General features: G+C 47.8%; 25 protein-coding genes. 21 read left to right on the top strand and 4 right to left on the bottom strand.

Annotated features, from left to right (window positions below):
• Positions 1-255: 255 nt before the first annotated feature.
• The 21 genes from DWX33_RS20425 to DWX33_RS20325 all read left to right on the top strand — a co-directional run bounded on the left by DWX33_RS20425 (position 256) and on the right by DWX33_RS20325 (position 17,185).
• The gene (locus tag DWX33_RS20425; RefSeq protein ID WP_005868877.1) at positions 256-834 is read left to right on the top strand and encodes a conjugal transfer protein TraO; all 579 of its coding nucleotides are present in this window, start codon (positions 256-258) and stop codon (positions 832-834) included.
• A gap of 18 nt (positions 835-852) precedes the next feature.
• Complete coding sequence (locus DWX33_RS20420) at positions 853-1,065, top strand: hypothetical protein (protein WP_005868879.1); 213 nt, start codon at positions 853-855, stop codon at positions 1,063-1,065.
• Positions 1,062-1,406 (top strand): hypothetical protein, encoded by a 345-nt coding sequence (locus DWX33_RS20415; RefSeq protein ID WP_005868881.1) that lies wholly within the window; start codon positions 1,062-1,064, stop codon positions 1,404-1,406. The genes DWX33_RS20420 and DWX33_RS20415 overlap by 4 nt, the downstream gene beginning before the upstream one ends.
• Positions 1,407-1,424: 18 nt before the next feature.
• Positions 1,425-1,769: a hypothetical protein gene (locus DWX33_RS20410; protein ID WP_005868883.1), complete on the top strand. Its 345-nt coding sequence runs from the start codon at positions 1,425-1,427 to the stop codon at positions 1,767-1,769.
• Positions 1,770-1,781: 12 nt separating this feature from the next.
• On the top strand, positions 1,782-2,093 hold the full coding sequence (locus tag DWX33_RS20405) for a hypothetical protein (RefSeq protein WP_005868885.1): 312 nt from the start codon (positions 1,782-1,784) through the stop codon (positions 2,091-2,093).
• Positions 2,090-4,696: a TraG family conjugative transposon ATPase gene (locus DWX33_RS20400; RefSeq protein WP_005868887.1), complete on the top strand. Its 2,607-nt coding sequence runs from the start codon at positions 2,090-2,092 to the stop codon at positions 4,694-4,696. Before DWX33_RS20405 ends, DWX33_RS20400 begins: the two co-directional genes overlap by 4 nt.
• A complete protein-coding gene (locus DWX33_RS20395; protein ID WP_005868888.1) occupies positions 4,689-4,910 on the top strand; it encodes a hypothetical protein in 222 nt (73 codons plus the stop codon). The genes DWX33_RS20400 and DWX33_RS20395 overlap by 8 nt, the downstream gene beginning before the upstream one ends.
• Before the next feature lie 5 nt (positions 4,911-4,915).
• The gene (locus DWX33_RS20390) at positions 4,916-5,512 is read left to right on the top strand and encodes a hypothetical protein (RefSeq protein WP_122380977.1); all 597 of its coding nucleotides are present in this window, start codon (positions 4,916-4,918) and stop codon (positions 5,510-5,512) included.
• Positions 5,513-5,518: 6 nt separating this feature from the next.
• Positions 5,519-6,574, top strand: coding sequence for a hypothetical protein (locus DWX33_RS20385; RefSeq protein WP_005868890.1), 1,056 nt, complete (start codon positions 5,519-5,521; stop codon positions 6,572-6,574).
• Positions 6,575-6,578: 4 nt separating this feature from the next.
• Entirely contained in the window at positions 6,579-7,277 is a 699-nt protein-coding gene (locus DWX33_RS20380; RefSeq protein WP_005868891.1) for a hypothetical protein, read from the top strand.
• Positions 7,264-8,547 carry a conjugative transposon protein TraM gene (gene traM / locus DWX33_RS20375; protein ID WP_005868892.1) on the top strand — a complete coding sequence of 428 codons (1,284 nt, stop codon included), beginning with the start codon at positions 7,264-7,266 and terminating at the stop codon, positions 8,545-8,547. Before DWX33_RS20380 ends, traM begins: the two co-directional genes overlap by 14 nt.
• Entirely contained in the window at positions 8,544-8,729 is a 186-nt protein-coding gene (locus DWX33_RS20370; protein WP_007564699.1) for a hypothetical protein, read from the top strand. The genes traM and DWX33_RS20370 overlap by 4 nt, the downstream gene beginning before the upstream one ends.
• 12 nt (positions 8,730-8,741) lie before the next feature.
• Positions 8,742-9,854, top strand: a complete 1,113-nt coding sequence (locus DWX33_RS20365; protein WP_005868893.1) for a DUF4138 domain-containing protein — start codon at positions 8,742-8,744, stop codon at positions 9,852-9,854.
• A complete protein-coding gene (locus DWX33_RS20360; protein ID WP_005868895.1) occupies positions 9,851-11,323 on the top strand; it encodes a DUF3945 domain-containing protein in 1,473 nt (490 codons plus the stop codon). Before DWX33_RS20365 ends, DWX33_RS20360 begins: the two co-directional genes overlap by 4 nt.
• 18 nt (positions 11,324-11,341) lie before the next feature.
• Entirely contained in the window at positions 11,342-11,527 is a 186-nt protein-coding gene (locus DWX33_RS20355; protein ID WP_005868897.1) for a hypothetical protein, read from the top strand.
• A 3-nt stretch (positions 11,528-11,530) separates the two neighbouring features.
• Positions 11,531-12,724 (top strand): ArdC family protein, encoded by a 1,194-nt coding sequence (locus DWX33_RS20350; protein ID WP_005868899.1) that lies wholly within the window; start codon positions 11,531-11,533, stop codon positions 12,722-12,724.
• Positions 12,702-13,085, top strand: a complete 384-nt coding sequence (locus DWX33_RS20345; RefSeq protein ID WP_007564694.1) for a single-stranded DNA-binding protein — start codon at positions 12,702-12,704, stop codon at positions 13,083-13,085. Before DWX33_RS20350 ends, DWX33_RS20345 begins: the two co-directional genes overlap by 23 nt.
• An 11-nt stretch (positions 13,086-13,096) precedes the next feature.
• A complete protein-coding gene (locus DWX33_RS20340; RefSeq protein WP_005868904.1) occupies positions 13,097-15,043 on the top strand; it encodes a type IV secretory system conjugative DNA transfer family protein in 1,947 nt (648 codons plus the stop codon).
• A 22-nt stretch (positions 15,044-15,065) separates the two neighbouring features.
• Positions 15,066-15,485 (top strand): hypothetical protein, encoded by a 420-nt coding sequence (locus DWX33_RS20335; RefSeq protein WP_005868906.1) that lies wholly within the window; start codon positions 15,066-15,068, stop codon positions 15,483-15,485.
• A 135-nt stretch (positions 15,486-15,620) separates the two neighbouring features.
• The gene (locus DWX33_RS20330; RefSeq protein ID WP_005868908.1) at positions 15,621-16,646 is read left to right on the top strand and encodes a toprim domain-containing protein; all 1,026 of its coding nucleotides are present in this window, start codon (positions 15,621-15,623) and stop codon (positions 16,644-16,646) included.
• Between the two features lie 53 nt (positions 16,647-16,699).
• Positions 16,700-17,185, top strand: coding sequence for a hypothetical protein (locus DWX33_RS20325; RefSeq protein WP_005868909.1), 486 nt, complete (start codon positions 16,700-16,702; stop codon positions 17,183-17,185).
• A gap of 99 nt (positions 17,186-17,284) precedes the next feature.
• Here DWX33_RS20325 and DWX33_RS20320 read toward each other — a convergent pair whose 3' ends face one another.
• From DWX33_RS20320 to DWX33_RS20295, 4 genes are all read right to left on the bottom strand, one after another.
• Positions 17,285-18,532 (bottom strand): PcfJ domain-containing protein, encoded by a 1,248-nt coding sequence (locus tag DWX33_RS20320; RefSeq protein ID WP_005868910.1) that lies wholly within the window; start codon positions 18,530-18,532, stop codon positions 17,285-17,287.
• A gap of 1 nt (position 18,533) precedes the next feature.
• Positions 18,534-18,944, bottom strand: coding sequence for a PcfK-like family protein (locus DWX33_RS20315; protein WP_005868911.1), 411 nt, complete (start codon positions 18,942-18,944; stop codon positions 18,534-18,536).
• Positions 18,945-19,482: 538 nt separating this feature from the next.
• The gene (locus DWX33_RS22650) at positions 19,483-19,794 is read right to left on the bottom strand and encodes a hypothetical protein (protein WP_199713351.1); all 312 of its coding nucleotides are present in this window, start codon (positions 19,792-19,794) and stop codon (positions 19,483-19,485) included.
• Between the two features lie 92 nt (positions 19,795-19,886).
• On the bottom strand, positions 19,887-20,250 hold a 364-nt coding region (locus DWX33_RS20295), incomplete at its 5' end, for a single-stranded DNA-binding protein (RefSeq protein WP_233523683.1).

Here is a 20,250-nt window from a genome sequence, read left to right as displayed (position 1 = left end):
TTTTTCTGTAGAATTATTCCACACCTGCCGGTTTACGGCACATGTATTTTTTAATGCACATTAAATAAACACGAAAGGCCCTTTAAAAGCCCTTCATAAAATTTGTCCTCCCGTATATAATCTATATGTTTGGAGCGAAAACAACGCGATAAGCACCTTGATTCGGTTCTGCCGACAGGAATCCGCGTAAATTGGAAACACCGTATGAGACAAATAGAAAAATATATAACATTAATAACCTAAAGAGTAATTCCCATGGAACACATCAGACTGACTGCTATCAGCCTTAGCCTGCTGTTATGCACCGTAAGCGCTTTTGCGCAACGCCATTATGAGAACATCCCGGCACTTGAATTGAACTACGGCACTAACCTGTTCGGCAATGCAGGCAACTATTACAACCTGTCCTTTTCCAGATACATCAACCGGACAAGCTATTGGAAAGCCGGGTTTAGCTATTTTGAGAAACCTTACGAATATACAGCCAACCTACCGCAAGTCTCTACCTTGAACCCGGAAGAAACGATTCCCGAAACGATACATGACAAGGGTAAGGACTTTTTTGTGGACGGCGGTTATTACAGAACCCTGGCCTGCAACCTGAAATCCGTTTACTGGGGCATCGGCCTGGGAGGATTCATCGGTACAGAATACGTCCGCCACCCCGATAAGGAATACAACTTCATCATCGGCCCGAAACTGGAAACGGAACTGGAAGTATTCATCCTGCCCCGAACGGCATTGCTTGCCCGCATACAACAACATTGGAATCCCCTATCCATTGACAAGTGGAACACTGTCTGGAACGTAGGAATAAAGATACTGCTCTACTAACCGACAAATCATATCACCATGCTTATTATCATATTGTTAGCCGATACAAATGTATCCGGCCTGATCTCCTTATACCGTGAAATAGGCGCCATGCTGATAGGGGTAGGCTTTCTATGTGCCGGACTAGCGGTACTTAAAAAGCTGATAAGCAACCACGAGCGCACCAAAGAGGCCATCATCACCTATATCACGGCATTGGTCACTTGGCTCATTATCTGGCAACTCTTATGAACGTAGTGGATTTGATACTGGTTGCCATACTCGCCTGTGTCACGCTTCACTTTTACTTTCGGAAAAAGAAGAAAGCACTTTCTTCCGGAAAGGAGAAAGAGAAGCCGATAAGGGAGGCGGTGCGCAAGGAAGGGCAGGAGAGAGCCTGTCCGGTCATCTGCGTGGTATTTCAGCCTGAGCTGGAAGAAGAGGAATTGGCTGCCGAGATAGCCGATATGTACCTGCATGGAAGAGCCTACTACTACTCAGGCAAACCACTGCCGGAACAGCCGAAAGAAGAGCCCATATCCATCAAGTATAAGGATGTGCAATGGGAGAGACTGAAAACGATTCATGTTTAATTAAAAAATAGGAACAAAATGAAAGCAATCGAAAATGTAAGAGAAAAAGCGAACCAAGTCATTAACCGCTATGGAAAGGTTATCTTCACCTTTCTCATATTCTTCACGCTGTTGGGAACGGCACAAGTGGCGGAGGCACAAAGCGGCCTGAAGATTAACAGCCTATCCGAAGTGACAGACAAAGCCAAAGAGGGTGCGGACACCATTCTGGACGTAGCCAAATACATTTTGGCGGCGGTACTCGGCATCGCTCTGGTCTTTGTCATCTATTCGCTTGCCACGAACAATCCCCATGCCAAGGAATACCTGCTCGGCTGGATCATCGCCGTGGTAGTCATCATGGTAGCCTTCCTGATTATCTAAAAACGAAGAGCCATGAGAACCATGCGTAAAATCAACAAGCCGATCAAGTTCTTCGGTCTGTCATCGGGACAGTTCGCCATCTTCATGCTGCTGACGGCCATCATCATCATCGTGAGCATATTCAAGCAGCTGCACCCGATACTCATCATCGGAATCATTTCCGCCATTCTGTTTCTATCCGGTCTGCTGTTCCAAACCTTGAAAAAGGAACACAAGGCCGGTAACCCGGACTACCTGACCGGCCTCCGGATCAAGAACGCCACCCCCCGGCAGATAACGGACAAACGGCAGATTTTCAAATTCATCCTAAAACAGCAACCATGATAGGAATCATCATACTCATATCCCTGCTAATCTGTGCGCTGTGCCTGCTGATTGCTCTGCTGTATATCCGGCAGACAGAGATAGAGGTGAAGGACAAATCCGTGGATCTGGAAAGTGTCTTGCCTATCCAGACCATCACGGAGAACGCCGTCATCAACGGGAACGGTGACATCACCGTCGGCTACCGGCTGCTTCTGCCCGAAGTGTTCACCTTGTCGGAAAGCGAGGCGCAATACATCCATGAGCGGTTGGAGGCTCTTTTGAAGCTGCTTCCGGCAGGCACGGTCATCCATCAGCAGAATTTCTACTATACGGGGCGATACCATCATGCAGAATACTCTTCCAATGCCCTGATAGCGGAGAACAACCGTCATTTCAACGGCAAGGAGATACTGAACAGTTACACCAACCTGTATGTGACGTTCACGAACGGCAGCCGAAACGGTAAGATACGCAAAAGCGCATCGGGCACCTCGCTGATGCGAAAGCTGCACTACCCGTTCAAGCAACCTTATAAGGAATATCAGCAACGGCTGACAGAAATGGAAGCCTTTCTGATGAACTTTGAGAACGGTTTGTCGTCCATCCAGCAGTTTGAGATACGCAAGATGGATGATACGGAACTGAACAACGCCATCTACGACTACGTCAACCTCTCTTACGAGACACCGGAAAACGATGCCACGCAGAAGAGCGTCAACCCTATGGCTGTCAGTGAAAGCGGAAGCATGAAAATAGGGCAGCAGCACGTTTCCATCCTTTCGCTGACCAACGAAGGCGAGCATCTTCAGGAACTGGCCGTGCCGCACACCGGCAAGTCGAAGGCATACGGGGGAAACATAGAGATACCGGACAGCATACGGAGCAAATGCTCGATGCTGTACCCCGTAGGACTTGGCCTGCCGTTCAACCACATCGTAAACATCGTGATAGAGATAACCGATCCAGATGCCACCGTAACGGCCATCGGTGCGGAGAAAGACGCGCTGAACTACATCACCAACTTCTACCCTCCGGCGGCAGAGAAGCAACGCGAGCAGGCAGCCTTCTGCGATGAGATTACCCAGTTCGACTACCAGACCGCCTATACCGCCTTCAATGTCGTGCTGAACGATACAGACCGCACCTCGCTCATGCGGAAAACCGCACTGGTACAGCAAGGCTTCAGCTTTATGAACCAAAGTTCGTGCTATGTGGAGAACGCCGAGCTGTGCAACCTGTTCTTCTGCAACATACCCGGCAATGCCAGGGCCAATTACCGGGGCTTCGTCAACACGACCAAGCAGGCCATCTGCTATCTGCAAAAAGAGGGGATGTACCTTTCGGACGAGAAAGGGCATATCTACCATGACCGTTTCGGTACTCCCGCCAAGATAAACCTCTGGGATTATCCGGCGCTGAACAACAAGAACCGCATCGTTATCGGCCCGTCCGGTTCCGGTAAATCTTTCTGGCTGAACAATTACATCCTGCAAAGCTATGAGCTGGGCCGGGATGTGATGATCATTGACATCGGCGGCTCTTACCGCTCGATGATAGCCTTGAACCGGGGCAAATACTTCGACTCTACCGAGCAGAAGAAATTTGCGTTCAACCCCTTCTTGTGTGACCGTGACAAGAACGGCAAATACCTGTACATCGACACCACGGATGCCGAGTCTGCCGATGACCAGATAAAGACCATCGTCGCCATTATCAGCTACATTTGGAAGGTACGTGAACCCATGCTGCCTGCCGAAAACGCCATTCTCAGGAAATCCGTCATCGGATTTTACGACTATGTGAACAATTCTTCAATAGGAGAGAAGCATGAGCGTATCTTCCCGACGCTGATAACTTACCGGGCTTATCTGAAGGAAGTGTTCAGCAAACGGATGACCGAGTTTGAGAAACAGAAATTCGAGATAGAGGAGCTGTTGCTTTTACTGGAACCCTATACGGACGGAGAGCTGTCATTCCTGCTGAACGCTACCGAGAACGTGGATATCGTGCATGACCGGCTGATAGCCTTCGATATGGAAGATGCCTCTAAGAAAGAGTACTTTCCACTCGTTGCCATCATCACCCTGCAAATGATCGTGGATAAAATCAAGAAACGCCAGGGGTTTGCCAAAGAGCTAATCATCGACGAAGCACTCGACTTCCTGCAAGACGAGAAATTCGGAGACTTCATCGCCTACCTGTACCGAACCTTCCGTAAAAAGGAGGGAAGCATCACGCTGGCCGCACAGAACATCCTGTTTTTGAAAAACATGCCGTCCAGTATCAAGGACTCCATCATCATCAACTGCGCGACCAAGATTATCCTCGACCATTCAGAACACCGGCAGAACCTGCCGGAAGTGAAAGCCGTGCTTTCCATCACGGACGAAGAGGCCTATATGATCGAGTCGTTGCAGCGCACGGAACGCTGGAGAGAGTTTTTCATCAAGATGTCGAACGATGCCTTCATCTTCCGCAACGAGGTGTCCGACTTCGCCGCCGTAGCCTTCGATTCGCGCCAGGCGACAGTAGTACGACTGAAGCAGTTGTTCAACGAAAGCGGCTCGACCTATACGGCCATCAACCGCTATCTGGAGGAAAGGAGGAAAAAGTATGGATGACGCCACCCAAGGGCTGACCGCCCTTCTAGGCTGGTCAACCGACTTCAACGGCAGCGCATACAATCTTGCCGGAAGCATTGCCGCCGCACTTTTGGGCGTTGCGCTCATTTTCGTGGTATGGGCACTCGCCACGAAAAAGGAAAATGCCAAGAGCTATCTGACAGCCTGGCTGGTATGTGTCATATTCACCCTATTATTCATCACCAACAAATAACCGTCATGAAAAGAATCATTCTCATACTCGGACTTGCCGCCTCGATAGGGCTGATGGGAACCGGCAGTGTTCATGCCCAGTTCGTCGTGCATGATCCCGGCCACACCCTGCTGAACTCAACGGAATGGATCGCCAATGTCAAGAAATGGGTTACACAAATCAATGAAATGATCGATGCCCAGGAACTGCGGCTCGGCCTGCAAAAGATCGACCAGTTGAAGGAACTCAAATCATTGAAAGAGCTTGCCGACCTGCTGGACGACGTAGCCTGCCTGAGCAGCGACTACAGCTTTTACCTGAACGTAGGATCGAATTACCACTGCCTGAAATTTCTCAACTTTCAGCGTGTGACCGTCAATCTGAGCCTGAGTACCGACCTGCTGTTCAAGGTGGCCACCGTGACCAGTTACTTCTCGATGAACTCGGAAGGGTGCATGTCCTTTATCGAGCAGGTGAAGGAATCGGTGGAAAAAGCCGCCGAAGAGATGCGTGAGTTTAACGAATCCGTGCGTTCCACGGTCATTTACAAATCCATGAAGGGGCATAACCGGAAGACCTATTACCAGGGACGGTTGGCCGCTTTCACACGACACACCAATTAAAGCGTTATGAATCAAGATAATTTTCTCTGGGGACTTCAGATCACGGACGGTCTGACGATGGAACTCGTTTCGCAAATGACAGTCATCGCCTTCGGTGTTGGTGTCATCTGCTTTATCTGCAACCTAGCATACAACTATCTCTATCACGGAGCCAGCCAGCTGTTAAGCCCGAATGAGGACAAATTTCCCGACATGATGGAAATCGCCCGTTGCCTGGTACTGTTCTTCTGCCTAAGCATATACACCCCCATCGCCCAAACCATCGTAGGCACGATGGAAGTAATCAACGAAGCCACCTCGCTGACCTCCGAGCGTGCGCAGGAATTTGCCCAGTTCATGGCACAATCAGCCATCGAACAAGGAGAGATGATTGCCGAATACGACAAACACAGCCTCCAGTCGGAGGTAGCAGCCGGAGAAGACAGCACCGGCGCCATGCAGCACGAACTGGATAAAAAGATGGAAGAGGACGAAATGACCGGTGTACGCTCCAGCGTGGAGAAGATTGTGCAGCTGCTCAACCCCGCCAACCTCGCCACCCTTGTGCTTCATGGCATTTCCGCCCTATTGGTAGGAATCATACAAGTAGTCATCTTGGGTATCGGCGTGGTCATTGTCAAGCTACTGGTCATTCTCGGCCCGTTTGTCTTTGCCGTAAGCATGTTGCCGGTCTTTCAGAAACAGTTGAGTATCTGGTTCGGTACGCTCTGCTCCGCCTGTATGGTATTCACCGTCATCAATATTCTGAACCAAATCATATGGCAGACCTTCAAGGCCATCTATACGGAAAGTGCCGACATGGTGGACGCAGCTACGCAGCAGATACAATATTTAGGAATGGATCTCGCCCTGATTGGTGCTTATTGCAGCTGTTTCTGGCTATCCTCCAAAATCGTAGGACACAGCGATGCCGGGAAAATCATTTCGAAAACCGTGTCAATCGTCACCACGGCGGCCACCATCGCCCTGATGGGAGGCGCAGCGGCAGGCGGCAAGCTGACCAACGTAGGCGGTGCCGCCTCTATCGGGGCAAGTTTCATAAACGACAACAATAAAAAATAGAACTATGAATCTGATGAAATTCAAAGGAGCAGATGATGCGGTCAAGCTGACTATCCGGCTTTCAGCCGGGTACTGCATCATTCTGACTATCGCTTTTGCCAGCAGTATCATCTTCCTTATCAACAAAATAGAAAAAGCATACGGCCAGGCTCTCGTCATCGACAGGCAGGGAGAAGTCTATGAGGCAAGCAGCCTGTCTGCCAGCGATATGCGGCAATACGAATACATGAACCATGTAAAGACCTTCGTAACCCACTGGTATGCCTTTGACGAGAGCAGCTACGAGAAGAACATTTCGCTTGCGCTCAACCTCATAGGCAACAAGGGGAAGGAGCTGTTGAACGAGTACAACGATGTGAATATGCTGAACTCACTCATACAAAAGAATATCCGTTACGGGGTACGCATCAAGGATGTAGAGATTAACACACAAACGATACCCGTTTCCGGAAAGATAATCTTCACGCAGACCGGGTACCGGGCACGGGGAAGCATCTCACGTAATATCGAAGCGGAGTTCACCATCTATGATATGCTGTCCCGCAGCGAGGAAAATGCGCACGGAGCCAAGATAGAAGATTGGATTGTCCGCTATTCCGAACCCGTGGAAAGCAACGGCACCAACACATCGCAGGCAGCTTCTCCGGGCAAGAATGAAAACCAGTCAGAAACCTCTAAACCAACCGACCATGGAACCGAATAAACTTATCAAAGACAAGAACAAGCTGTTGATGGCCATCCCGGTAATCCTGGGCATCCTCTTCCTTTATGTATTCTTCATCCGTGAGGACGGGAACGTGCCGTCAGGGAGTGACAGACAGGCCGCCTCGCAAGCCTTTTTGGAACCACAGTCGGAAATGGCCGACAAGGTGAACGACAAGATGGAAGCCTATAAGCAGGACAAACTGGAAGAGCAGGAGAAGGCACGCATCCTGAAAGAGTCTCAGGTCAAAGGATCTGATTTTTACTTCGAGCTGCAAAACCAGCAGGAGCGGTATGACCGTGCCACACTGGAGCGCATCCGCCGTATGCAGAACGATCCGTACAGCGAAGTCATGGCAGAATACGGAGGTGGCCGGAACGGACGCTTCTCTCATCAGCTGGAAAGCCAACTGGACGGACTGGAGGACGAGCAGGCGCTCAACGAGATTATCCGGGAAGCCAAGAAGAACTCACGCATCCGCAAGGAACTGGAAGAATCCGACAAATACCGCAAGCGCATGTATGAACGGATTGTCAATTATGACCAAGAGGGAAAAACGGAGAAAGCCGCTGCCAACCCTTCCGGCCATCCATCCGCCGACAGCCTGATGCAAAAAGGCCCGATCTACCATGCCGAAAACGGCAAGCGGGTACGCCGCCAACCGACCTCCGCACCGGGAAACAGCAACCTCTTCAGGGCTTGCATCCACGGCGACCAGACCGTAGTCACGGGCAGTACGGTACGGATGCGGTTGCTTCAGGACGTAACCCTATCCGGCATGAAGATACCGGCCAACACGCTGTTTTACGGTATCGCCACTTTGGGAGCCAACCGCCTCGATGTGGTAGTCAGCAACCTGAAGGTAGGAGACAACCTCAATCCCGTATCGGTGGTTGTCTTCGACAATGATGCCATGGAAGGTTTGAACCTGCCCAATAACCTGAAAGCCAGTGCAGCCAAGCGTATGGAACAAGGTCTTGTACAGAACATTGACATGCCGCTCTCTTCCATCGGCACGATGGCCAGCGAAGTGACCAGCGTAGTCAACGCCACCACCCAGGTAGCCAAGCAAATCTTGAACATGAGCCTCTCACAAGTGAAGGTACATCTCAAGTCCAACTACGAAATGTATATCCAAGAAGAGAGTCAGGAATCGAAGTTGCGTAGGCAAGCCGTGCAAGCGGAGTTACAGAAGCTCTATGAGCAAATGGAACAAGAGAAAACGAACAAGAAAAATCATCCCCTTCAAACATTGATAGACAAATTATGATAGACATTCTCAATTACCTGCTTGCGCTGTCAGCGGTCTTTTTCGGCTATCGGATCTACGTATCACGCCGGAACGGACGAGCCTTTAAAGAAATCCGTCCGCTGACCGTTTCTTTCGGCATTACCCTGCTTCTTCTATGGGGCATTACCGTATTCACCGCCTTTTTTTCAAGAACCGTTTAACATATCGACAACATGAAGAAATATATTTATCTACTGTTTTACTGCTTTGTGTGCAGTCTGCCGCTCTTCGCTCAGGAAAACGGCACTCCCCGGAAACAAGCCATCAGCCAAAAAGACATCTTTATCTCTTTCGACTGTGTGAAACACCTGGTATTTCCTGTGCAAGTATCTGATATCGCCATCGGCGAACAGGAGCTTGTCATGGCCAGCCGGGTAGAAGAGGCGCCCCATATCGTCAGGCTCTCGGCGCAAGCGGAAGGATTCACCGAAGAGACCAACCTGACCGTAGTCTGCATCGACGGAAGCGTTTACACCTATCACATCCGCTACCTTCCCGAAGGCGGCACGGATTCGTACCCGAACATTTACGAGGACAACGGGAAATGGCAGCACCATGACTATCAGGCAGAAGTCAGCGACCTCCATCTGGCCGAGTTCTTCTTTCCGGAGGACATCGCTTACGGAACGCCCGGCAACGAGGTGTCCTTCACTCTGGCCGCCTACAACAACCAGTTGAAAGTATCAACCGCCAAAGATGCCGTGGCATATTCCAACCTGTTTGTGGTGGATAAGGCCATGAACACTTACCACATCACCATCAAACGGGGCAATACCTCCGTATTCACCTACAATTTTGATGACCAGCGCAAATATACCGCCCATGTGGATGTGAACAGCGAGGAAATGGAAAGATGCATCCAAGAGCTGCGCACCAAGAAGCGCAACATCTACAGCCTGGGGGTCATCGAGAACAAGTTTGAGTTGTCAATGGCCAATCTGTATGTGCATGAGGACTTCATGTTTTTCATCTTTGACCTGAAAAACAAATCATACATCGACTACGACATCGAGTTTGTCAAATGTTTCCAGCGTGACCAAAAGAAGAGCAAGAACGCCATCCAGCAAGAAACGACCATCGAACCTATCTATCAGAAAGATTTTGATACGAAAATCAAGGGCAAGAGCCGGAACCGGCTGATACTTGGTTTCGACAAATTCACGATACCCGATGATAAGGTATTCGAGATCGAGATTTACGAGCGAAACGGCGGGCGGCACATCAAGCTGGCCGTGTTGAACGAATACATCCTTTCCGCAGAACCCTTATACAAGCCACAGCCATGAAACTGAGAGAAGCATTAGACACCTATATGTTCGACAACGTGGGACAGTTCGGCGGCATCGCCGAATCACTGGGCTATCAGACCGAATACCGGGACGGATATTTCCGGTTCCGCAAAGACGGGGAAGAGCTGAGCATGAGCGTAAGCGAAATCAGGGAAAAAGCCGGAGCAAAGTACGATGAAAGCCTTCGTGACCAATCAAAAGAACGTGTATCCGCCCTTTTTGACAAGGAACGTGCCAATGATCCTAAATATGTCGCCGAGCTGGAGAAGGATGGCATCAGCATCAAGCGGTGGGAGAACCTGAAGGGACATGACAAGGACGGCTTTACCGTCATCGACCATCGCCTGAAGGTATGCTACACCGGACAGTCGCTCTATGAATACGCCTACAAGCAAGGGAACATCCTCGACGGGAAAGGCACCAAGCTGGAAAAGGGTGTCATGTCTGATTTGATGGAGATACACGGCAAACCGGGGAAGCTCCGTTTCAACGATGACGGAATCTCCGTATTCTACCGCAAAGAGGCGTTGGTTATCCCGGACAAGGTGCTGGGAAAGAAGTTGGGCAAGAAAGAGAAAGAACAGCTGCTTGCCGGTGACATCGTACCCATCACCGTAAATAAGAAGGACATCCTGCTGCAAGTTGACCGGGATCTGAACTCCGTCATCCTGCGCACCAACCAGGAAATCAAGATTCCCGACATCATCGGGCAGACCAGCGAATATGGCGGCTACAAGTTAACCAAAGCCGACAAATACCTGCTCGCCAACGGCCATGCACTGGAGAACAAGCTGCTGCACAGTCCGGAAGGCTACTTCATTGCCGACATCCAACTGACGGATGACAGGAAAGGAGTCATGATACAGAACATACAGAGTATCACTCCCGGCAAGGCACAAGAGCTGATCAAGGCCATGACCCCCAAACTGGAAGCCCATGCGGCCAACATAGAAGCTGCAAAAGAGCAAAAACACGAAGAGGGGCGCAATATGGAAGCCGAGTTTAAGGAAGCGGTGGGCAAACATGACTTTGAAAAAATCGGGAAGCTCAAAGAGGAAGGATATAAACCCAGTGAAGAGTTTATCAAAGGAATCGGTAAGGAACACGGTCTGGATGAAAGGCAAACCCATGAAGTCATCCAGCTGTTCGGCACCAAGCCGGAAGAACAGGGCGAACATGAAAGGCAGGCCGCACGTCTGTTGGATGCCGCACAGACCGACAACTTTCATGTCATCCAAGAGATACAGAAAGAAGGGTACCGGCTCACTCAAGAAGACCTTACCCGGATGCGTGAAACGGGTGTGCAAGCCAACACACTGATAGCCGTACAAAAGATTTTCGGGATGGAAGGCAGCACAAAGACACTGGGAGATGTCAAACTGGCCAGCACACCCAAACCCGACAACAGCAAGGAAATGGCCCGTCCGATAGCCAGCACCATCAACCGGGCTTTCAATGACTTATAACCTAAAAAATCAGGAATTATGGATTACGATGAATTAGTACAGAAAAACATTGCAGGAGAAATCAGTGACTTAGAGTTTCTACTTGCACAGGAAGAGCTTGCACAAGCCTATCAAGAAGAGATGGCTGCCAAGCAGCAAGAGACAAACAACCAAACGGCCAGAGAATGGCTGCTTGATTACGAGAACAGAAATCTATACCAATAAATCATGGATACAGCAAGTGATAAAGCATTACAGCGTTTCGCCGAACTGATGATCGAAAAGATAAAGCAGGTGGAAGACAACTGGCAAAAGCCTTGGTTCGGGATAAAGGGTGGGGGACTTCCGCAAAATATCGAGGGAAGAACCTACAACGGAGTAAATTCCTTCATGTTGTTTCTACTTTCGGAAAAAGAGCAGTACAGCCTGCCGGTCTATATGACCTTCATGCAAGCCAAAGACAACGGCCTTAACATACTGAAAGGAGAAAAGTCATTCCCAGTCATTTACTGGAATTTCTCAGTAAGAGACAAGAACGGAAAGAAAATACCTTTCGACGTATATAAGAACCTGGATAAAAACGAGCAGCAGGAATATAAGGTCACGCCGTTTCTGAAGACATACAATGTGTTCAACGTACAGCAGACCAATCTTCAGGAAACGAAACCGGAGAAATGGGAAGCATTGAAGGAGCAATTCAAGATACCGGCCATCAAGGACGAGCAAGGGATGCTCACCGTGCCTCTGATTGATGCGATGGTACGGGAACAGCAATGGATCTGCCCCATTTATTCCAAGGAAGGAAATAGTGCTTACCATGCAAGGGGAGAAGATAACCATATCGTCGTACCCCTGAAGGGGCAGTTTAAGGACGGAGAGAATTTCTACTCCACACTACTGCATGAGATGGCGCACTCGACTGGAGAACCTGAGCATCTGAACCGGGAAAAAGGCGTGATTTTCGGAGACAAGCAATATGCCAAAGAGGAACTGGTTGCCGAACTCACCTCCGCTACCGTCGGGCAAAGCCTGGGAATATCCACCCATATCCGGGAAGAAAATGCCATGTATCTAAAAAACTGGCTGGGAGCCTTGAAAGAAGATCCCAAATTCATCTACAACATCCTTGCCGATGTAGGAAAAGCCAGCAATATGATTCAGGAACATACCGCACGGATGGAACAGTACCTCACACCGGAGGAACGGTTCACGCAGGCCGTCCTGCAAGACAACCGTCCGGTATTGGAGCAGATGAAAAACGAAGGTTTTACCCCTTCATCACGGTTATTGGAAAGTGTTGCGGCAAACCATCCTACAGCCGACAACCTTGAAACGCTACACAGCACTTTCGGCATTTCGCTGCCTTCCATGGAAGCGGAGCCAGCCATGAAAAATATGAATGAGCCACAGCTCGGATTATAAACTTTTAAAAACCATCATTATGTTTACAGGACAAATTATCGGTTATGTCGGTGCGGATGCCCGGCAGAACAAGAACGGAAAAGGATTCAACTTCCATGTATCCACCAAGTACAAGAACGTGAACAACGAGGAACAGACCCTATGGGTATGCTGTTTCGTGAATTACGAGAGTAAAGTCTTTGAGTATCTGAAAAAAGGGACACAGGTATATGTCTGCGGCGATGTGTATGCCGATGTATTCCAGAAGGATGACGGTAGCCACATCCCATCCGTCAGCCTGACCGTCTCACGCATTGAGTTACTGGGAAAGGCAGAGAAAAAAGAGAGCGGTGACGGAACGGCATCCGGACAACCCCAATAACAGCAACGGCCATGGAAAGAGAGAAGAAAGACCTGTCATTCATCCTGATCCTGCTATCCACGCTCATCGGGACAGCCGTACTGTTTCAGTGGGCTATCGTTACGGGATTATACGCTCCACTACGTAATCCGGCCATGTGGGAAAGGCTGATGGAGAAGGATATCCTATTCCGGTTTCTCTACGTTATCCTGATCGGAGGCCTCGCTTTTCTCTTTCCGGTTGGCAAAGTGAAAGACGAAAACAAGAAATGGGTTTACACCAGTATGACACTGGTTACGGCATCCATGCTGGTTGTCGGATTCAGCCGGTTATCAGCGTGGTATAACCTATTTGTATTTCCCATTCTATTCGTAGCGTACACGCTGCTTGTCATCAAGACTCTGCCTTATTTCATCCGGCGTCATGCCCAATCCGATGATAGCATTTTCGGGTTAAGCCGGGAAGAATCGGCTTTCTACTTCCGCTTTGAAACCGCCTCCGGGCCGCTGGTCATCCATAAGCCGCAGCAGAATGTCTATATCGACGGCGGTCCGGGAAGCGGTAAATCAGAGAGCTGGATCAAGGGAATCATCTACCAGTGCGCCGAGCGCAACTATGCCGGATTCGTGTACGATTGGGAGGGTGATCCCACCAAGGACAAGTCACCCATCCTCTCACGTATCGCATACGGAAGCATCGAACATTTCCGGAACAAGGGGATGGAAACACCCCGTTTCGCCTATATCAACTTTGTGGATATGTCACGCACGGTCAGGGTGAACGTACTTTCTCCGCAATACATGTCAAAGGGAAACGAATCGCTATTCATCCGCAATATCATCATGACACTGATGAAGAATCTGGAAGCAAGCTGGAAGGAAAAGACCGACTTTTGGGCCAACAATGCCATCAACTACGTCTATTCAATCGCCTATAAATGTTTCAAGGAAAGGAAGCTTGGTATCTGTACGCTGCCCCATGTGATAGCCCTTGCCCTTTCTGACAGCAACCTAGTATTCCACTGGCTGTCGGAAGATCCTGAAATCGCATTGAACATGTCCTCCATGCTGACCGCCTGGAAACTGGGTGCACAACAGCAGACAGCCGGAGCCGTATCATCCGCACAGACTCCGTTGGTACTCCTGAACAACAAATACATCTTCTGGGTGTTGTCGCCACTTCCCGAAGAAGAGTTCTCTTTGGATATAACCAACAAGGAACACCCAACGCTGTTATGCGTAGGCAATGCGCCCACCATCAAGGAAGCCGTTTCCCCTGCTATTTCCTGCATCGGCAGCGTCTTGATGTCACAGATGAACAATCCCGGCAAAGCGACCAGCATATTCATGGTAGATGAATTTCCGACCATCCTGTTGCAAGGCATTGACACTTTCATCGGAACCGCCCGGAAGCACAATGTCGCTACCATTCTCGCCGTTCAGGACTTCAACCAAGCGGTCAGGGACTATGGAGAGAAAAGTGCCAACATCCTGAAAGCCTCCTGCGGAACGCAGGCTTACGGTATGACCGGAAATGAGAAGACCGCCAAAGACATCGAGAACTTGCTTGGGGAGAAGAAAGAAGCGCAAGAATCTTATTCACACCAAGCCGGTGGCAATAACAGTGTCACGGAGAGCCTGCAAAAAGAAAAAGTCTTAAAGGCAAGGGACATTGCCGGACAAGCAGCCGGACACTTCATTGGCAAGATTGCCGGAGGCAAGCCGCCATTCTTCAGCGTGCAGATGGATATGTGCCGTTTTGAAGAGAAGGAGATACCCCGTTTCTCCTTACCGGTCAAACTGGGCAACGGCAAAGAAGAGATGGAACTGGAAATCCTGGAAGAGATTATCCAGCAGAACTACATCAAAATCATTGAAGATGTCAACGCCATCCTCAAAAAGATAGAGGACAAATTAAAAGAAAAGTCAGCAGTTCCGCCAACCGGGACACACAAGACAGAACAAAAAATCATCCGATAACATTCAACAAAAGAATCCTACCATGAGAAAAATTCATTCATTATTAGCGGCAGCCTGCTTATTGGCCGCTTCATGCAACAAAGAGGAAATCCAATCGGAAACAGACAAAGCCGGCATGTATCACATCACCGTAGCCGTAACCGGTTCCTCACCCAAAGGCAGTGTGCATATATATAATCTTGACGGCGTGAGATTCAGGAACGAACGCACCGGTACCTCCGCAGCTTCCGTAGATGAGAGTTTCACCGATAAAGCGGAATACAGCACGGAAAAGCCTGTCAGCCAAATTACCGTGCAAGGCATTCTCTATTCAAAAGAGAGTGCTATCATCACCATGCAGATAAAAAAAGACGGGGAAAGCGTATTCAACCAGAGCAAACAGTTGGAGGCCGTTCCCGGTATAGACACTACTGTTGATTTGGTTTACAGTACCTTGAAATAAAAATGCAGACGAATCAAAAAACATATACTTTCTCTTCCATATTTAGATGATATTTCTTATCTTTATGAAAGATAATCTTTCTCATTTATAATCTAAGCTCAGATAAAATGAGATTCAACTAATCCAGTCAACGTTATGAAAGTCGATTTCAATCAGATAAAAACAACCATTTCTCTGCCCGATTTCCTGCTGGAACTAGGATGGAAAATCGTGGAAGGCTCTTCCAACTCCTGTCCCAAAATGAGCAACGGAACGCATACCATCGTCATCAAGCGGAACTCGCAGAACCAATACACCTATTGGGACGTGCATAGTGACAGCGTGCGTGGCCGCAGTATCATGGATCTGATGCAGGAACATCTATTTGAAACAACCGGAAAAATGCCGTCCTTGCGCGAGGTGGGGGAGATCCTTCAGAACTACATCAACACCAACCGCATCACGACACCCGAAAAAAGCCGGTATGAAGTAGGTAACACAAGCATGAGAGCGGACGAACTTCAATTCTACTTGAGCCAGCTACAACCCTACAAGGGCAATTATCTCCAGAAAAGAGGTATCCTGAAAGAAAGCATTGAAAGCCGGTTCTTCAAAGACACTTTCTTTATCCGTGAGGTAAAGAACAAAGGGAGTGTTTACCGCAACGTGTGCATCAAGATGTACAATGAAAACGGTGTGCAAGCCATTTCTCAACGAAATGAAACATTCAAAGGGATTATCGGTGGCAAGTTCGACTGTCTGGCGACCAGCAACCATGACAAAAGCCGCCCGATAGACATTCTCTACATTGGGGAGTCATTTATAGACTGTATCTCCCACTATCAATTACGCCATTCCGGAAACGACCTCAATCTTGTATATGTATCTACGGAAGGGACATTCACGGAAGGACAAATGAGGCTATTACGCCTGATTCTTGACAAGAACCAGGTAAAGGAGCTCCGGAGCATCTTTGACAACGACAAACAAGGGCACAAGTACACTCTATGGCTGCATCGTTACTTTCATGGCGATACGACTGATGTCGAGAGCCTGAGTAACGATGAACTCCGCAACAAGGTACGGAAACTGAAGAACGTCGAACTTTCGGAAAACAAGGATTGGAACGATGATCTGAAAATCTCGTGTGGCATCTGTTCCTCCACGGAGGACGGCCAGTAACCTCATAGATTTGCTCCATCACATAATACGACAACCTATAAAATCAGATCAATATGAATATCAAGCATTTATTTTTTTGTATGCTGCTCATTGCCTTTTCCTCATGCAGCAAACCCGGCTATGAGAAGGCCATTGCGGAATGGGTTCAGACAGATTCTCACGGCACCTGGACGGATTTAAAGTTCGAACTACTGGAAGTGTTGGAAACAGAAGACGTCACCGTATCGGACAGCCTGTGCTACCTGAACAACAAAAGCGCACAATTATCCGCTGTCATACAGAAAGCGGAAAGTCCCCGTGCCTTATTCAAACCGTCCTTTTCCGCCTATATGGAAGCCGAAAAAAGCCTGAAAGCAACGGATGCCATGAAAGCCATGTACCTGCACCGTGACAGTACGGAAGTTATCGGCAAGATATTAAAATGCAGGTATGCCATCGTCCAGCCACACTCAGGGGTGCAGCAGAAAAAGACGGCTTCTTTCCTATTGTCCCCCGACATGGAAAAATGTATCGGCAAACTAAAGCCGACAAGCAAATAATCCGAGCGTAACGATGTGTAGCGACAACGTTTTTTGGGGTTCTTTTTTGGGCGTCTTCCAAAAAAGAACTCCCACACATTTAGATGTGTGGGCTATTCATTACACTACCATCCTTTCCCTTATCAACGGTATATTATCCCGTACCAAATTCAGAATCCGGTCATGATAGGCTGATAATTGGTTAGACTTTCCACGACACTGGCACACCTCCATCCTGCTAAGTGAAAACTCCACCGTTTCCATGCGCCTTCCATCCACCGTTGCCGACATTATCAACGAATCTTCTCTCTTATAATAGGCGTTGCTGAATACACAATGATGCAGCAACTTTCCCTCTTTGTAAAAGTCCGAAAGGCTTTCCAATACCCGAACCATAATATTTCCATCCGCAAACGAAAGATTAAAGAAACGTGATTTGGCAGCAATATAGTCTTTTTCATCCTTTTCAGAATATTTTTTCTTACATTTCCCCATCACCCAATCATGCGCTTCTTCTACATTCAACGGACACAAATAATGAGGATTTCTCGCATCCAATTTATTTTCTATCAGCATATCCACATAGTCCAGCCACAAGTCCGCATCATGTATCACATAGTCATGTCTTAAACAGATTTTTACATACGTCCAATACTTATCTATACCGTATTTTCTCTCTAAAAATCTCAAGAACAAATTCATTTGCCCTGCCTTATATAATATCTCCATCCGATTATCAGTTAATAATGTCATAAAGAAGGAACTCGGACAAATATCATAAAAGGCACCCTTAAATCCATTCCTCGTAAGTTCGGGTATCACTTTCATTCTCGGATAGATAACTGCCGGGCAAATATCATAAATACGGTCATGATGCACATTCCGCTTACGCAATTCCAAAGAACTTCCATATATCCATGCATCGTAATAAAATATAGACATGCCCCGCAGCAAAGACAGCGTTTCTGTCTTGCCCTCTTTATTCATCCAACACTGTACCGCCTCAATTATAAAGTAATTAGCCGGAGACCCTTTTTTCAGCCGGCAGTCCACCATAAAAAAACGGATAACTTGATATTGCTTGTATGTAGTAATCACACAAAAATATTCTTTATATACAGCCGTCCTTTTCCTGCTATTCTCCAATTTCAGGTTCATACCGCAATGAGGACATTTACAGTTTTTCTTATCTTCCTTATCCCGCCATGTATGCCCACAATCCAAACAAAAGCAATTCCCCTTTGCATCACGCTTGAAATAATGCACAAAGCAATGTTTATAGGCATAACGCTTTTGAGCCTCTGAAACGGGAGCTAACTTCCTGCTCCCATTCACGATTTCCATTTGTAATTTTGTCTTGGGTTTCATATCAAAAAAGAGTTAACTGGGTTTGTACTTCGGTGTTGTTCTCACGTTTAGCTTGTTGACGCTTCTTCAACTTTGCCAATTCTTCCTCCTGCAATTTTTTGATAGCAGCCTCACGAGCCGCTTTCTTTTCTTCCTCTGACAATTCAACATGATGATTTACGACTACATTACATTTCAATGGGCTACCCACCTCAATATTATCTTCCTGATAATAGTGCAACGCCATACCAAAAATTTCATCATCACTAAAACCACAGCAACCGCTTTTCTTCACTTGGTTTAAAATATAGGTAATGCAATTATCTATATTCTTTGTAGGTTTTTGATAGACTGGAGCAAACAGACTATCCACCGCTGCCATATTATCAAGGTATGCCTTGATGGTACTTTTAAATTGTTCTGACACTTTCATAGTATATCATTTTTAGATTTCATTTCACAATAAGCCAATTTCACGAGAAACAAGGAGAATAGGCAAATAAGAGCCAACAACGTAACCGACACAACCTTTATCGGACTTGGCGTTATTACCGCTCCGACAAACATAGCCACTGCACAAAGAGCGATGATGACCGAAAAAACAAATTGAATGATTTGCATATACTTCTGCTACTTAGTTTGTTAAACTTCTAATTTTATGCTTCAGCTAGATTTAAAGACCTTTTTTTAAAACCCCTTTCCGGGATGGCCTTTTCTTTCTGCCGACTTTTTTTTTGATCTTTCATGCCCCATCTGAGTTTATGAGCCTTTTTTTTACGGCACACAACAATAAGGAAGGAGGGATTAAGAAAAGTTTTGGACGACAAACAATGTTGGGGACAGCGAAGCCGTCCGGCGTTATTTTTTTCGGGACAAAGGCGCGAAGACCGGAACTCTTTCGTATCCATCCCCCGAAATAAATTTGCCGTTCAAAAACAAAGGATCTCAGATGGAGCTATGAAAAAAGCCCATTAGGGGAGGCAGAAAACAAGGAAAAGGGCAGTACGGAAAGTAAAACAAACCATACGGTTTTGCTTGCAAAACCGTATTCCTATCTCCCTGCCACAAGTGACAGGGGGGGAACGGGTTAGCAACGGACTGCCGGGACAAACGGTAAAAGGAAGGAACTGCAATACGGAAGAAGGAGGTTGTTTCGGCAATGCCGAAGCTCCGGGTGATGACCATTGCAATCCCGCCCACGTTTGGAACTTCTCTTTTCTGGTTTGCCCATAATCAGCCGCATAGCGGATGACTACGGGCAAACCGGGAATGAGAACAGTCATTCCGATGAAGGGGAGGGTGGGGAAGAATACTGCGTGAACGCAAAAACACTCTCGGATATGTAGCAAAAAAAAGCGGCACTAGGCCGCTTCAATCATTTGCTTGCTTTTTTCTTTTTAGAGACAGCCTTCTGTTTAGGCTGATCCGGTTTTTCTTCTTCTTTTTCCGGAGCCGGATAAAACTTGGTGGCTACCATCACAATGCGGTTACGCTTCTCCCCACTTTTAGAATCCGTCCATTCTTCCGGCTTAAAGTAGCCTTCAACGGTTATCAGCTCACCTTTTTTCAATACATCGAAGGAATCCAGTGCTTCATTCTTTCTCCAGGCTTCAATCCCCATGAAAGCGGAAACATAAGAGGTTTCTTCACCTGTCTTGTCTGCACGGCTGACCGCGATAGAAAAGCGTGCTACGCTTGCTGTTTCAAAACTACGGATTTCTGCATCCTTACCGATAAAA

It is taken from the genome of Parabacteroides sp. AF19-14, assembly GCF_003635485.1.
Lineage (GTDB): Bacteria > Bacteroidota > Bacteroidia > Bacteroidales > Tannerellaceae > Parabacteroides > Parabacteroides distasonis.
Note: the sequence above shows the minus strand (reverse complement) of the source record. Positions and strands in the feature narration are given on the sequence as shown.